The organism is Pseudomonas aegrilactucae (genome assembly GCF_019168305.1).
GTDB classification, from domain to species: Bacteria; Pseudomonadota; Gammaproteobacteria; order Pseudomonadales; family Pseudomonadaceae; genus Aquipseudomonas; species Aquipseudomonas aegrilactucae.
Window position 1 is genome coordinate 38,751 of sequence record NZ_JAHTBI010000058.1, and the last position, 14,692, is coordinate 53,442.

At 65.1% G+C, this 14,692-nt stretch carries 15 protein-coding genes; 8 read left to right on the forward strand and 7 right to left on the reverse strand.

Features of this window, described 5'->3' with window-relative positions; genetic code table 11:
- Positions 1-6: 6 nt before the first annotated feature.
- From KUO17_RS17445 to KUO17_RS17455, 3 genes are read right to left on the reverse strand one after another with little or no spacing between them, the layout of a single operon-like run.
- Positions 7-1,416, reverse strand: coding sequence for an efflux transporter outer membrane subunit (locus KUO17_RS17445; RefSeq protein ID WP_217976776.1), 1,410 nt, complete (start codon positions 1,414-1,416; stop codon positions 7-9).
- Entirely contained in the window at positions 1,413-4,508 is a 3,096-nt protein-coding gene (locus KUO17_RS17450) for a MexW/MexI family multidrug efflux RND transporter permease subunit (protein ID WP_217976777.1), read from the reverse strand. The genes KUO17_RS17445 and KUO17_RS17450 overlap by 4 nt, the downstream gene beginning before the upstream one ends.
- A complete protein-coding gene (locus KUO17_RS17455; RefSeq protein ID WP_217976778.1) occupies positions 4,505-5,602 on the reverse strand; it encodes an efflux RND transporter periplasmic adaptor subunit in 1,098 nt (365 codons plus the stop codon). The genes KUO17_RS17450 and KUO17_RS17455 overlap by 4 nt, the downstream gene beginning before the upstream one ends.
- A gap of 126 nt (positions 5,603-5,728) precedes the next feature.
- Here KUO17_RS17455 and soxR point away from each other — a divergent pair, with 126 nt between their 5' ends.
- The 6 genes from soxR (at position 5,729) to KUO17_RS17485 (ending at position 10,402) form a co-directional block, all read left to right on the forward strand.
- Positions 5,729-6,202 carry a redox-sensitive transcriptional activator SoxR gene (gene soxR, locus KUO17_RS17460; protein WP_217976779.1) on the forward strand — a complete coding sequence of 158 codons (474 nt, stop codon included), beginning with the start codon at positions 5,729-5,731 and terminating at the stop codon, positions 6,200-6,202.
- A gap of 84 nt (positions 6,203-6,286) precedes the next feature.
- Positions 6,287-6,886: a hypothetical protein gene (locus KUO17_RS17465; RefSeq protein ID WP_217976780.1), complete on the forward strand. Its 600-nt coding sequence runs from the start codon at positions 6,287-6,289 to the stop codon at positions 6,884-6,886.
- A 2-nt stretch (positions 6,887-6,888) separates the two neighbouring features.
- Positions 6,889-7,512 carry an SMI1/KNR4 family protein gene (locus tag KUO17_RS17470; RefSeq protein WP_217976781.1) on the forward strand — a complete coding sequence of 208 codons (624 nt, stop codon included), beginning with the start codon at positions 6,889-6,891 and terminating at the stop codon, positions 7,510-7,512.
- A 64-nt stretch (positions 7,513-7,576) separates the two neighbouring features.
- On the forward strand, positions 7,577-8,221 hold the full coding sequence (locus KUO17_RS17475) for a DUF2625 domain-containing protein (protein ID WP_217976782.1): 645 nt from the start codon (positions 7,577-7,579) through the stop codon (positions 8,219-8,221).
- Positions 8,222-8,484: 263 nt separating this feature from the next.
- Positions 8,485-9,666, forward strand: coding sequence for a GGDEF domain-containing protein (locus KUO17_RS17480; protein ID WP_217976783.1), 1,182 nt, complete (start codon positions 8,485-8,487; stop codon positions 9,664-9,666).
- A 64-nt stretch (positions 9,667-9,730) separates the two neighbouring features.
- Entirely contained in the window at positions 9,731-10,402 is a 672-nt protein-coding gene (locus tag KUO17_RS17485) for a class I SAM-dependent methyltransferase (RefSeq protein ID WP_217976784.1), read from the forward strand.
- A 1-nt stretch (position 10,403) separates the two neighbouring features.
- Here the strand turns inward: KUO17_RS17485 and KUO17_RS26720 are convergent, their stop codons facing one another.
- Both KUO17_RS26720 and KUO17_RS26725 read right to left on the reverse strand, forming a co-directional pair.
- Positions 10,404-10,919, reverse strand: a complete 516-nt coding sequence (locus KUO17_RS26720) for a LysR substrate-binding domain-containing protein (protein WP_341869630.1) — start codon at positions 10,917-10,919, stop codon at positions 10,404-10,406.
- Positions 10,910-11,281 carry a LysR family transcriptional regulator gene (locus KUO17_RS26725; protein WP_255263640.1) on the reverse strand — a complete coding sequence of 124 codons (372 nt, stop codon included), beginning with the start codon at positions 11,279-11,281 and terminating at the stop codon, positions 10,910-10,912. Before KUO17_RS26725 ends, KUO17_RS26720 begins: the two co-directional genes overlap by 10 nt.
- Positions 11,282-11,384: 103 nt before the next feature.
- Here KUO17_RS26725 and KUO17_RS17495 point away from each other — a divergent pair, with 103 nt between their 5' ends.
- Complete coding sequence (locus tag KUO17_RS17495; protein WP_217976785.1) at positions 11,385-12,605, forward strand: MFS transporter; 1,221 nt, start codon at positions 11,385-11,387, stop codon at positions 12,603-12,605.
- Position 12,606: 1 nt separating this feature from the next.
- Here the strand turns inward: KUO17_RS17495 and KUO17_RS17500 are convergent, their stop codons facing one another.
- Positions 12,607-13,698: an NADH:flavin oxidoreductase/NADH oxidase gene (locus KUO17_RS17500; protein ID WP_217976786.1), complete on the reverse strand. Its 1,092-nt coding sequence runs from the start codon at positions 13,696-13,698 to the stop codon at positions 12,607-12,609.
- 50 nt (positions 13,699-13,748) lie between these two features.
- On the opposite strand from KUO17_RS17500, the gene KUO17_RS17505 reads away from it, so the two are divergent.
- On the forward strand, positions 13,749-14,084 hold the full coding sequence (locus tag KUO17_RS17505; RefSeq protein ID WP_217976787.1) for an ArsR/SmtB family transcription factor: 336 nt from the start codon (positions 13,749-13,751) through the stop codon (positions 14,082-14,084).
- Between the two features lie 53 nt (positions 14,085-14,137).
- Here KUO17_RS17505 and KUO17_RS17510 read toward each other — a convergent pair whose 3' ends face one another.
- A complete protein-coding gene (locus KUO17_RS17510; RefSeq protein WP_217976788.1) occupies positions 14,138-14,668 on the reverse strand; it encodes a glyoxalase superfamily protein in 531 nt (176 codons plus the stop codon).
- Positions 14,669-14,692 lie beyond the last annotated feature (24 nt).

Below are 14,692 nucleotides of genomic sequence, written 5' to 3' on the forward strand. Positions count from 1 at the left end.
ATACCTTCAGCCCCCCAACGGCGTACGCCACGCCAGCGCCTTGTACAGGTCCACGACATTGCGATAGGAGGCGGTTTGCGCCAGCACGATGTCCTGTTGCGTCTTGAGCAGGTCGCGCTGGTTCTCCAGTACCGCCAGGTAGCTACCCGCCCCCGCGCTGTATCGCTGCCGGGCGAGATCGAACGAGACCTCGCCGTGGCGCCCCGCCTGCACCATCAGCAGCAGGTGCCGCTGATGCTGTGCCAACTGGGTGACGGCATCCTCCACCTCTTCCAGCGCCACCAGCAGTACCTGCTCGAAGCGCGCCGACTCGCCGCCGGACAACGCCTGCGCACCCCGCAAGCGCGCACGCACCGTGCCCAGGTCAAAGGCAGGCCAGGTCAACCCGGGGGCCAATTCGAAGGCGCGGGCGGCACTGCCCAGGTCACCATTGCGCACCGCAAGGAAGCCGATGAAGCCCCCCACGTTGAACCGCGGATAAAGGTCGGCCGTTGCCGCCCCCACGTCCTCGACGCGGGCAGCCAGCAGGCGTTCGGCGCGCAACACATCCGGTCGATTGCGGATCAGGCTGTGCACATCGCCCAGCGGCAGCTGGCGCGCCAGCGGTGCGGGCGGCAATGCGCCAAGGTCCGCCGACACGCTGCCCGGCCGCTCGCCGCACAGCACCGCCAGCCGATGAAGGTTGCCTTGCAGCTGGCCTTCAAGGGGCGCGATGCTCGCCTGGGCCCTCAGCAGTTGGCTGCGCGCACTCTCGCGCTCTTCAGGCAGACCGCTGCCAGCCTGCAACTGTGCCTCAGCCATGCTGACGGTCTGCGCCCAGCTCTGCACTTGCGCCTGGGCCAGCGCCAACTGCTGACGCAGGCCTTGCGCGTCGAAGTAGGCATGGGCCACTTGCGCGGCGATGCTCAGGCGCACCTGCTCCAGTTCTGCCTGCGAGGCCTCGACACGCGCTTGCGCCGCCCGGCTCAGGTGGTCCAGGCGCCCGAACAGGTCCAGCTCCCATTGCAGGTCCAGGCCCGCTCGCCACGACTCGGACAAGGTGCGGCTCGGCCGTCCCCCCGTCACGGCCTGTTGCGCACGGCTGCGCTGGTACGCCAGCCCACTGGTGACGGTGGGCAAGCGTTCCAGATCAGCCTCATCCAGGCTGGCACGGGCCAGCAGCAGGTTCGCGCGCGCCACGCGCACGTCATGGTTGTGTGCCACGGCGGTGGCGATCAGTTGCTCCAGCTGACGGTCGTCGAAAAAGCGCCACCACGCCGCTGGCAACGCCACGTCGGGCGCGGCAAACGCCTCCTGCTGCGGGCTGGCCAGTCGAATCGGCGCTACGTCGGGCTCACGGTACTGCGGCCCCACCGTACAGGCGCCCACGCTCGCCAGCGCGGCCATCAACCACAGTGTGTGCACAAGGCGGTTCATGAGTGCACCTCCTGAGTGCCCAGGCTGCGCTCGGCATCCGCCAGTTGCTGCGCCCGCACGCCTTGCACGCGATGGTCGCGCGCCAGCCAGCAATAGAGGGTGGGCAGCACGAACAAGGTAAACAGCGTACCGACCAGCATGCCGCACACGATCACCACGCCGAGCCCGAAGCGGCTGTTGGCACCGGCACCACTGGCAAACAGCAACGGCGCCACGCCGAAGGTCATCGCCGCGGTGGTCATCAGCACCGGGCGCAGGCGGATCTGCGCGGCCCGGATAATGGCGGCCGCCCGGTCGAGGTTTTCCCGCACCTGGATCTCGTTGGCGAACTCCACCATCAGGATGCCGTGCTTGCTGATCAGGCCGATCAACGTGACCAGGCCGATCTGGGTATAGATATTGAGTGTCGCCCAGCCCAGCGCCAGCGGTAGCAGCGCGCCGCAGATCGACAGCGGCACGGTGACCAGGATGATCAACGGATCGACCAGGCTTTCGTACTGCGCAGCAAGCACCAGGTAGATCACCACCAGGGCCGCCAGAAACGCCAGCACCAGCGCACTGCCCTCCTGCACATACTGGCGTGATTCGGACTGCCAGTCGTGGCTGAACGCTGGTGGCAGCTGGTTGGCCAACTGCTCCAGAAACGCTACGGCCTGCCCCTGGGACACGCCCTGCGCAGGGATGGCCTGCAGCGTGCTTGCATTCTGCTGGTCGAACTGGAACAGCCGATTCGGCGCCACGCTCATCTTCAGGTGCACGACGGTCGCCAAGGGCACCAGCCGCCCCTGAGCGGTACGCACATACTGGCGAGCCAGCGCTTCGGGTGTCAGGCGCTGCTCGCGGGTACTCTGGGCGATCACGTCATAGGAGCGCCCGTACAGGGCGAAACGGTTGATGTACTGCTCGCCTACCAACACCGCCAGGGAGTCGCCGATGTCTTGCATGCCGATACCCAGGCTGGCGGCCTTGGCGCGGTCGATACTGACGTTGACCACGGGGTTGTTGTAATCAAGGTCGCTGTCCACCACCACGAACAGGCCACTGTCGCGGGCGCGCTGTTTGAGGGTTTCCATGGCCTGGTACAGCACCGGGTAGTCCTGTGCGGTACGCAGCACCATCTGCACCGGCAAGCCGCCACTGGAGCCCGGCAGCGAGGCCACCTGAAAGGCAAAGATGCTGCTGCCCTCGACGTCCGCCACAGCGTGCTGCAACTTGGCCTGGATCTGGTCGGCGGAGCGTTCGCGCGACTGCCAGTCGCTGAGGTTGATGCCGCCAAAGCTGGCTGCCGGGCCATCGGTGCCGTTGATGATCCAGGTATCGGTGGTTTCCGGAATGCGCTTCATGACCTGATCGAGCTTGCTGGCGAAACGCTCCACGTAATCGAGGTTGGCATACTGTGGGGACTTGATGGCGGTCAGTACCGTGGCCTGGTCCTCGGGCGGGGCCAGCTCGCGCTGCGGCATCAGGTACAGCCATGGCAGGCTCAGGCAGACCAGCAAGGCCACCGCGCCGCTGACCCAGCGCCGCGCCAGCGAGCGTCCAAGCCCCCGGCCATAGGCTGCGGCCAGGCCGCCGAACACCTGCTCGGCCAGCCGGGCCATGCGGCCCTCCTGCTGACCGGGCTTGAGCAGCAACGAACTCATCACCGGCGACAGGGTCAGCGCGATGACACCGGAAACGATCACGGCGCCGGCCAGGGTCAGGGCAAATTCGCGGAACAGCGTGCCCGTGAGCCCGCCCATCAACCCGATCGGCGCGTACACCGCCGCCAGGGTCAGGGTCATGGCGATCACCGGCCCGGCGATCTCGCGCGCGCCGGCCATGGCTGCGGCGATCGGCGTCTGGCCCTCTTCGATATGCCGGTGCACGTTCTCCACCACCACGATGGCGTCGTCCACCACCAGCCCGATCGCCAGCACCATCGCCAGCAAGGTCAGCAGGTTGATGCTGAAACCGAACGCCAGCATCAGCCCGGCAGCCCCGAGCATCGACAGCGGTATCGCCAGCACCGGGATGGCCACGCTGCGCAGCGAGCCCAGCGACAGCCAGATCACCAGTACCACAATCAGCATGGCCTCCAGCAGCGTGTGCATCACTTCCTGGATCGACGCTTCGATAAACCGCGCGGTCTCGTAGGCCAGCGCGACCTTCACGCCTGGCGGCAGTGTCTGCTGGAGCTGCGGCAACAGTGTGCGAATGCCGTCGACGATCACCAGCGGGTTGCCCGTAGGCGTAGGGAACAGCCCCAGATGCACCGCCGGTTTGCCGTCCATGGTCGCGCTGGTCTGCGTGGAGGCCGCGCTCAGCTCGACCGTCCCCACGTCGCGCAGGCGCACCAGTTGCGCGCCCTCGCTAAGCACGACCATGTCGGCGAAGGCTTCAACGCTGGTCAGGTCGGTGTCCATACGGATATCGGCCAGCACGAACTGGCCGCGTACCTGCCCGGCCGTGGCCTGTACGTTGTTGCGGCGCACGGCCGCCGCCACGTCGGCCGCAGTGATGCCGTGCCCGGCCATGCGCTCACTGTCCAGCCACAGGCGCATGGCCAGTGTCTGGCCGCCAAACGTCTGCACCTTGGCCACGCCATCGATGCCGGACAACTGCGGCTCGACCACGCGCGAAAGGTAGTCGCTCAGCTCAGGGATCGACAGCGTATCGCTGGAGAACCCGACATAGGCAACAGCGGTGGAATCGCCGGCAGACAATTCGACCACTGGGTCGTACGCGTTGTCCGGCAAGCGGTAGCGCACCTGGTTGACCTTGGCCATGGTCTCGCTCAGTGCCTGGGTCGGATCGCGGTTGAGCAGCATGCGCAGGGTGATCACACTGCGCCCCTGCACCGACGATGACGACAGGTAGTCGATGCCCTCCACCGACGACACCGCCTGGGTGATCGGCTGTGTCACAAAGCCCTGCATGAGCTCGGCGGACGCGCCGGGGTACTCGGTACTGACCGTGATGGTCGAGCTTGCCAGCAGCGGGTATTGGCGCACCGGCAATTTGCCCAGGGCAAACAACCCCATGAGCACAATCAGGCTGCTGACCACCAGCGCCAGCACCGGGCGACGCACGAACAGATCGGTGAATTTCACGAGGCCTGGCCCTCGACACTGTCAGCCAGGGTGTCCGTGGCGACCGGCTCGACCTGCATGCCATCGCTGAGCTTGAGTTGACCGGAAACGACCACCTGATCGCCCACCTCCAGCCCCGACGTGACCTCCACCCTGCCTTCCCAGCGCTCCCCCGTGTTGACCCGCACGCGGTGCACGCTCAGGCGCTGATCGCCATCGCGCCGGGCGATGAACACCGTTTGCCCGTACGCGGTGTAGGTAATGGCGGTTTCGGGTACCACCCGCACCGCCGTCGGCTGTCCGGCACGCAGTCGCACGCTGGCATACATGCCCGCCTGCAACTGGCCGTGCGGGTTGTCCAGCACGGCTTGCACCTGTAGTTGGCGCGACTTGCCGATCAGCGGGTCGATGGCGTTGACCCTGGCCTGGAACGTGCGTAGTGGCAGCGCATCCACCGTCAGGTCCAGGGCTTGCCCTGCTTGCAGGTGCGCCGCCGTCTGCTCGTTCAGCGAAAAATTCACCCGCAACGTGCTCGCATCCACCAGGCTGGCAACCGCCTCGCCTGCGCTCAGGTAGTGGCCCTGGTGAACACGACGGATGCCGAGCGTACCGCCGAACGGTGCACGGATGGCTTTCTGCGCTATCAGTGCTTCGACCTGCTGCAGCTCGCCCTGGGCCATTTGCAGTGCGGCCGTGGCGTTGTCCAGTTGCTGCTGCGTGGCGACGTTCGCGGTTCGCAGCGTGGCGGTACGCTGATGCAGTGTGCGGGCATTGTGCAACTGCGCACGCAGGCGCACGCGTTCGGCGCGCTCGGGGGCGTCATTGAGCTGCACCAGCAACTGCCCCGGCTTGATCGACTGACCGGAATCGAATGCGATCGTCTGGATGCGGCCGGAGGTTTCTGCCGCCACCTGCACCTGGCGGGACGCCTCCAGCTCACCGGCGGCAAAGACCTGCCGTGGTGCCTCCAACTGCGTCACCGTGGCCAGCGCCACCTGGGTCACTGGCCACGCCGCGACCACCGGTTCCGATGGACCCTCAGCGGTCAGCACAATGGCGACAGCCAATACGCCCAGCGCAGCCGCCACGCCGCCCAACAGCATCCGTTTGCTCATGCATTGCTCCGATCATCGATAGTGTATTCACCACACAGCCACCCACTGCCCGGCGGCAGTGCAACGCGCTTGCAGGAAAGATCGGGCCGGACTATAAAACCTCAACTTAAGTTGAGGTCAACCGGCATGGCAGTACAAAAAAACAGCGAGGGCGTGCGCTCACTCACGGTTGGCGAGGTCGCCAGACGCAGCGGCGTGCCGGTGTCGACCTTGCACTTCTACGAGTCGAAGGGGCTGATCGCCAGCACACGCAATGCCGGCAACCAGCGGCGTTTTCCTGCGCTGGTGTTGCGCACCATCGCCATCATCAAGGTGGCGCAGCGCACGGGCATACCGCTTGAGGAGATAAAACGCGCACTGGGACGTTACCCGCCCAACAGCAAGCTCACCGCTGCGCAGTGGGGGGAAATGTCATCAGCCTGGCGCGAAGACCTCAATGCGCGCATCCGCACACTGCAAGCGCTGCGAGACAGCCTGGACAACTGCATAGGTTGCGGTTGCCTGTCGCTGGATGATTGCCCGCTGCGCAACCCCGGCGACGCGCTGGGGCAAGACGGTACCGGGCCGAGAATTCTCGAGGCGGCCAGTGCAGGTACCTGAAGGGCCTGTCGGGGTTGCCTTGCGCGCAGGGAACACGCAGATTACGCACCAGGATGTATTGACCGACTTTCCAAGGTGAATTTTTTGAACGCAACGCTCAAACGCAACACGCTCATCAGCCTGCTCGCCGCCGCTCTGGCTCCTGCAGCCATGGCCGCCACACCTGAGATGCCCAAGCCACGAACAGCCGCCGAGCTGATGCCGACCGAGGCATTCGCCTCGACCTATCCGGGCTTCGAGCAACAGAAGCGGCGCTTCCCGGCGCAGCTGGAAGGCAGCGGTGAGTTCAAGGTCACCCGGGTCACGAGTATCTGCCCTGGCCCAACCGAGGCGAACCAGCAGGCGGTATTCATGAATGGCGCCATGGAAGTCGAGCACTTCACCCGTATGGGCAACCGTGAAATGGCGGCCGAAGTGGACAAGCGCAATATCGACTGGGAGATGTGCGAGGCCGCATCGGTCGGGCAAACGCTGAAGGTCGTGCGGCTGCAGATCCTGAGCATGGGCTGTGCCTACCCCTTCCTGGACCCGAAAAAGCCCAGCAAGTCCCCGGTGGTGGAGCATGCCTGCTTCTACATGCCGGTGGTTGAATACAAAGGCAAGGAACAGGCGATTGCCAGCGATGCGCTGGAAGGGTTCGACGCGTTCGCGGTGCAACGCCTGAATACCTACCTGAAGCAGTGAGCATGAGCGATTACCGAGGCCTGCTCGTCGAAGACACTCGCGAGGCTGCCAGCGACCACGACATCACCCAGCTCGAAGCGCTACTGGGGGCACGCCTGCCCGATGACTACCGGCACTTTCTGAAGACCTGCAATGGTGCGTACCTGGAATATGACGTGGAGGTCGTCCTGGCCAGTGGCGAACGGGAGCTGATGGGCTTCACCCTGTTCGGCCTGGGCCAGGATGAGCAGTGGGAATGCAACCCCGAGGAGCTTGCGCAGGCGCGCAGGCAGCCGGGGTACCCTGCCACCGGCTTGCTGCCGATCGGTCGCGATGGTGGTTCTAGCCTGCTCTTGCTCGATCTGCGCGAGGGGCGCCAGGACGTGGCTGCCATGGTCGCTGCGCTGCCGGCCTGGACCGGTCGTCGCCAGCAGGAGGATGAATATGTGGTACTGGCGGCGTCGTTCAATGGCTACCTGGACGTGCTTCATCTGGCGGACGAAACCGTTGCCCGCCATATCGACACCTTCATGATTGATGAAGGCAGCATCCAGGCCACGCTGGCCTGGTTCGACTCCGGCAATCCGACGTGGCGCGAGCGTCATCGTGAACGCTGGAATGCGCGGGTGACGATCAGGCCGATCTGACGCGCCTTCAGCCCGCCTTTTTTCTCTGGTGCTGGCAGCCTGTCGGCCCCGAAAGGATTGCACAATGAAACAGCTGGACCAACTGATCGAGCTTCAGGACCCGGCCTTGCCGGTGATCCAGGCAATGCTGGATCAGGCGCAACGCCCCTTTGAGCTGCTGCCTCCCGCCGAAGACCGTGCCAGGGTGCTGCTTGGCCTTCAGGTCACGACACGGTCTACCCTTGGCGCCATTGCCTACGAGACCGGCGGCTTACTGATCGATCATGGCTGGCTGCGCGTGCTTGGCGCCGGGCACCCGCGATTGTCGCGAACGCTTGCCGACTGGAGCAAGGGGCGCGCCGAGGGCCACCTGCTGGTGGCCGATGATGCGGCTGGTGGGTTCTTTTCCATCAATGGCGGTGGGCTGGGCCAAGACCTGGGGGCACTCTACTACTGGGCGCCTGACACCCTGAGGTGGGAGCCGCTGGAGATTGGCTATAGCGACTTTCTGGGCTGGGCCCTGAGCGATCAACTGACCGACTTCTACCAGGATCTGCGCTGGCCGAGCTGGCGCGAGGACCTGCAGGCTGCGAACGCCGATCAGTGCTTCACGTTCTTCCCGTTTTTGTGGACACGGGAGGGTTCGGTGCAGGGCAGTAGCCGCAAACTGGTCGACATCGCGCAGCAGTACGCCATGAATGTCGACCTTTCTCGGCAATTGGCGCACTAGCGGCCTGGCGAGCACCAGATCGCCAGCAAGCCTGGCTTGCTGGCGAAGCGGTCGTTCAATCTCAAGGGCGCGATAAATGCATGGGCCGGGGACATGGTGGCTCCACATCAATCTGCGGCCAGCCTTGGTGGTTCGGCTCTCGATCCCGGTGGCACCGCACACGCACCATCGCACCACACCCTGCATGCCAGGCACTGCGAAAATCTGAATCAAACGCTTACAATCTACCCCTTTCATTGCACACCACACAGGCCAGCCCGACCATGGCGCTCGACCCAACCACGATGTTGACCATCACGATCGCCCTCGCTGCCGCCGCCGCACTGTACCTGGCGATCGAATGGCGCAGCATTCGTGAGCCTTCTCTGCTGTTCTGGAGTGCAGGCTTTGCCACGATCACGGTGGGCTCCACACTCGCGCTGCTGCGTACCAGCGGAATGCTGCTGATCGGCATCTGGTTCGCCAACGGCTTGCTGGTTACCGCCCATTGGCTGTTCCTGCTGGGCGTGGCGCGCTTCACCCATGCGCGCCTGTCACGAACCTGGTACCTGGTCTTCGCCGCCTGGCTGGCCCTGCTGCTGTTACCCGACGATCATCCGTGGTCCAAGCTGATGTTGCTGGTCAATTCACTGCTGGTCGCCCTGCTGACCCTGCGAGCGAGCCTGCTGCTGCGCCCCCACGGCAAGTCGCTGAGCGTAGGCGCAGTGCAGTTGCGCTATGTACTGCTGCTGCACGGGCTGTTCTATATCGCCAAGGCGATTACCGCCGTCATCCCCGGCACGTTGATCGACCTGGCCGCATTGCGCGGCGAAATCATCCAGATCTCGCTGGTCGAGGGCACGATGGCAATCATGCTGATCGCCTTGTCGATGACCGGTACCGAACGCTACCGCCGCGAAAAACAGATTGCGCGCCTGGCAGCACGCGATCCGTTGACCGCCCTGTACAACCGCCGCGCCCTCGAAGTGCGTGCGCCACGGCTGCTGGAGGACGTTTCAGGCGAGCGGCCGGGGGCCTTGCTGCTGATCGATATCGACAACTTCAAACTGGTCAACGACCTGTATGGGCACAGTGCGGGCGACCGCTTGCTGGTGGCACTGAGCGAGATGATCCGCGCGGCGCTGCCCAATGGCGCACTGGCAGCCCGGCTCGGCGGTGACGAGTTCATCATCCTGCTGACCCATGCCAGCAACGAGCAGGTGATGACGCTGGGCGGTGCACTGCGCGAGCAGTTCCACAAGACCGCCTCGCAAACGTTCACCACCCCGCAGGCTGTCACCCTGAGCATCGGCGCCAACCTGTTCGACCAGCCGCCGGCCAGCCTCGCGGCGCTGATCGAGCAAGGCGACGCCGCGCTGTATGCGTCCAAGCGTGGCGGGCGCAACCACATTCGCCTGGTCGATCGTTGCGGTCGCGAGCGTGTGCTGCATACCCACCAGCCATGAGCGCCCCCCGCCTCGTCGGCGCATGGCCTATTCTTTGACTCAAGCAACGACCGCGGACCGCACCATGCCCTCCCCCGAAACCACGCTTATGCGCAGCTGGCACCACAACGCACACGCCTGGATCGAGGCCATTCGCACCGGCGCCCTGCAAAGCCGTACCCAGGTCACCGATCAGGCAATACTGCTGGCGATACTCAGCCGACAACCCGCGCGTGTACTGGACCTTGGCTGTGGCGAAGGCTGGCTGCTGCGGGCGCTGGCCGAACGGGGCGTCGAGGCCGTCGGCGTGGATGGCAACCCGACGCTGGTGCACGCAGCGCGGTCGGCGGGCACAGCGCTCGTTCATCTGGCCAGCTATGCCGAACTTGCAGAGGCGAAGGTCGATATCGGTAAAGACTATGACCTGATCTGCGCCAACTTCGCCCTGCTGCACCAGGACATCATCCCCCTGCTCGGCGCCATGAACGCGCTGCTCGCGCAGGGCGGCGCGCTGGTGATCCAGACGCTGCATCCGTGGGCGGCCACGGCAGGTGAGTATCAGGATGGCTGGCGCGAAGAGACCTTTGCCGGGCTGCAGGGGCAATGGCAGCCCATGCCGTGGTACGCACGCACATTGTCCAGCTGGCTGAATGCGCTGGACATGGCGGGGTTGCGCCTGGTCACCCTGCAAGAGCCGCAGCACCCGCAAAGCCCGATACCGCAGTCGTTGCTGCTGGTCGCCGAACACCGCAGATGAGTCAGCTCAACTCCATACCAATCGCCTGCGCCACGATGCCCGCGAGGCGCTCGACCACGGGTGACCGCTCGGCCTGCTGATAGCACAGCGACAAGGCAATCGAGGGCAATGTCGGCAGCCCCACAGCCCGCTCATCGACAATGCGAGTGCCGGGCTGCAGGCCCAGCCGGGTGCGCACCGTATAACCCAGGCCAGCCTGCGTCGCAGCGGCCAGCCCCGGCAGGCTGCTGCTGGTAAACGCCATGTGCCAACCCAGGCCCTGCGCCTCCAGGCGCTCGGTGGCCATCGAGTGGAACGGGCACGGGGAATCGAACAGCACCAGCGGCACCGGTTGTGCCCCGCCCGCCGTCCACATCACCGGCTGCGCCTGCGACCCGATCCAGGTCATCGGCAGCTCGGTGATCACCTCACGCTGGCGCCCCGCCCCAGCGCCCCACACCACCGCCAGGTCCAGTGTTCCGGCGTCGAGGCGGCCAAGCAGCTCGGCATTGCGCGCAATGCGCGCCTCTACCCGCACCTTTGGATGCGCCCTCGCGAACTGCCCAGCACCGAGGGCAGAAACCCGCTGAGGTCCTCTTGCAGACCGAACCGTACCCACCCCTCAAGCGCGGCCTGCGACACGGCCAACACGGCCTCGTCATTGAGGCACACCAGGCGCCGTGCGTACGCCAGCATCTGCTCCCCGGCCTGGGTCAGTGCCAGCCCTCGCCCCGACTTGCGCAGCAAAGGCTCACCCACCTGCGCCTCGAGTTTTTTCATCTGCGCACTGATGGCGGACGTGGAGCGCGCCAACTTGTCGGCGGCGACCGCGAAGCTGCCTGACTCCACGCCGCAAACAAAGCTGCGCAGCACATCGATATCGAAACTGACTGGGCGCATGACCATCCTGAATTTCGGGATTATTTAAAAAATAACTCGATATTTCGCACGAAGATTACCTGACACGCTTGCCCCTCACAACGTCAGCATCGGGGGAGCATCCATGCCATTGGGCACGCAACATCGCTGGAAAGTACTGGGGGCCGGCGTGGCCGCCAACGCCTGTTTCTCCTGCGTGGTGGGGGGCGTACCGGCCACGGCCGTGTTTCTGCGCAGTCACTATCAACTGTCCGACAGCGCGCTGGGCTGGGTGCTGGGGATTCTGGGTCTGGGGATTGCAATCAGCGAGATTCCCTGGGGCCTGCTGACCGACCGCTGGGGGGATCGCCCGGTCTTGCTGACTGGCCTCTCGAGCGTGGCACTGGTGCTGCTGTGCCTGGCCGCAAGCGCAGGCCATGCGCCCACGGCGACAGGGCTGGGCGTGGGGCTGTTTGTCGCAGGAGTGCTGGGCAGCAGCGTCAACGGCGCCAGCGGGCGGGCCATCATGCTGTGGTTCCAAGAGCGCGAACGCGGGTTGGCGATGAGCATCCGGCAAACCGCGGTGCCCGCTGGCTACGCGCTGGGCGCTGTGATGATGCCATGGCTGGCGCAGGCCTATGGGTTCAAGGCGGTGTTCGGCACTGCCGGTGTGCTCTGTCTGGTGTGTTGCATGCTGGTCGCGGCGTGGATCCACGAACCGACCCTCTTGCCCGCCAGACCCGATGTACAGCGCGCGAGCCCCTTGGGTGATCGCCGGGTATGGCGCAGCGCCGCCGCCATCAGCCTGCTCTGCGCACCGCAATTTGCCGTACTGACGTACGCCGTGGTGTTCTTCCATGATGCCGTGGGCCTGAATGTGACGACGGTGTCGATCACCTTGGCGCTGGTGCACGTCGGTGCGATTGTCGGGCGTTTGTGGAGTGGTCGCTGGACCGACCGGAGGAACAATCGAGGCGTGTTCCTGAAAGCCTGCGCCTTGCTCTGCGCAGTGGCATTCCTGGGGCTCAGCCTTGCCGTCTCGCTACTGGGTACGGCGTTGGCGGCGGCCACCGTGATCCTGCCGATTGCCGTGCTGGCAGCCGGGGTGGTGGCCTCGATCTGGCATGGAGTCGCCTATGCCGAACTGGCCAACGTTGCCGGTGTTCAACGCGCCGGCACCGCCTTGGCCATGGGCAATACCGGCGTGTTTCTGGTGCTGTTCGCCACGCCCATTGCGGCCTCGGCTGCCGTCAGCCATTGGGGTTGGAGCTCGCTATGGGCGCTGTGCGCGCTCTGTGCCTTGGCCGCGGCGGTGCTGTTTCCAGGCACCGCCCGGCGCAGCCTTGCAGTGACGGCTGCGCCCTGACTCAGCGGTAGCGTTCGAGCCAATGCGCGTAAGGTGCCGGCAGGGTCCAGGAGGCCTTGTCGACACCCAGCTCCTTGGCTGCGAAGTAGGACCAGTGCGGGTCGGCCAGATGCGCCCGACCTACCGACACCAGATCGAGCTGGCCAGCCTGCAGGGCTCCCTCGGCCAACTGCGGCGTACCGAAGCCCCAGGCCGAGGTGACCGGCAGATCGGCTTCGCGTCGCACGCGCTCGGCGATCGAACCCAAGAAAGCCGGGCCCCAAGGGATAGTGGTGTCAGGAATGGTGAAGCCGACACTGACGCTCAACAGGTCCAGGCCACCAGCCTTGAAACGACGCGCCAGCTCGATGGACTCGGCCAGTGTCTGCTCGTCACGACCGTCATACTCCAGTACACCGAAACGTGCGGTCAGCGGCAGGTGCTCCGGCCATACTTCGCGCACGGCGGCCAGGGTTTCGAGCAGGAAACGGCTGCGGTTGTCGAAGCTGCCGCCGTAGGCATCGGTACGCTGGTTGGAGTGCTCGGAGAAGAAGCTCTGGCCCAGGTAGCCGTGCGCGAAATGCAGCTCGATCCATTCAAAGCCGGCGTCACGTGCGCGGCGCGCCGCGTCGACGAAGTCCTGCTGGACACGAGCGATGTCCTCCAGGGTCATGGCACGCGGCACTCTTGGCAGGTTGGCACCGAATGCAATGGCGGACGGCGCAATCGTTTCCCAACCGTTGAGGTCACCCTCGCCGATGTGGTCATCGCCTTCCCACGGGCGGTTGGCACTGGCTTTGCGGCCGGCGTGGGCGATCTGGATGCCCGGCACCGAGCCTGCGGCCTTGATGGCGTTGACCACCGGCACGAACGCCTGGGCCTGTTCATCGTTCCAGATACCGGCGCAGCCGGGTGTGATACGCCCTTCTGGCGCAACGGCAGTCGCCTCGACCACCACCAGGCCGGCGCCACCACGGGCCAGGCCGGCCAGGTGCACATGGTGCCAGTCGTTGATCAGGCCGTCGTTGGCCATGTACTGGCACATCGGCGGGATCGCGATGCGGTTGCGCAACGTGACGTCTTTGAGGGTATAGGGTTGGAACAATGCAGACATGATGACTCCGGGAAGCATGCTAGTTTCGATAGTTCGATCATAATCGAACTATGGCAATTTATGGAAGCCCCGTTATCATGTGCCCCATGCGAACCTATACCCACCCCACCCCCGAAGACCTCACCCTGGAGCGCCTGCTCTACGCCCTGAGCGACCCTGTGCGCATGGAAATCGTGCGCTGCCTGGCCGGTGTCCCCGAAGCCACCTGCGGCGAACTGGACGGCGGGCGCCCCAAATCGAGCATGTCCCATCACTTCAGGGTACTGCGCGACGCCGGCCTGGTGCATACCCGCAACGTGGGCACCACGCACATGAACTCGCTGCGCAGCGACGCGTTGGAGAGTCGTTTTCCGGGATTGCTCAAGAGCATTCTGGCGCAGCAGTGAGCGCGTATCGGGAGTAGGAGAACGGGCCGGCGAAACCGACCCGTGAAGCCGTGTCAGTCCTGGCAGAACCGCAGGCGGTTGCCGAACGGGTCATGCACTTCCAACACCTGGCCCCAGCCCTGCTGCACGATCTGCGGGCGCCCGTAGCCGTAGCGCTTGGCAAGCAACTCGTCGCGCAGCGCTTCGATGTTGTGCATCGGCACAAACACGGTCGAGCCGGGGCTGGCATCACCATGGTGTTCGGAAAGGTGCAGTTGCAGGCCGTTGCGGCTGATGCCCAGGTACAAGGGCAGATCAGCTTCGAAACGGTGTTCGAACTCGACGCTGAAACCGAGGAAATCCAGGTAGAACTCGCGGGCCTTGGTTTCGTCGAAACTGCGCAGGATAGGGATGGGCCTGTCGAAGGTCACCGAGGGCTGCGGGCCTTCGCACGGCAGCAGCGCGCTGGCGGTGTTCCAGTCCTTGTAGCCCAGTTGCTGGGCTGTCAGTTCCAGCGCGGTAGCATGCGGGACATCTTCATTGCGCGCAGCCAATGCCGCACGCAGCCGCTTGGCCATCTGTTTGGCTTGTTCGATTGTAATCATCATTGCTCCTGGCGCCGAAGCCTT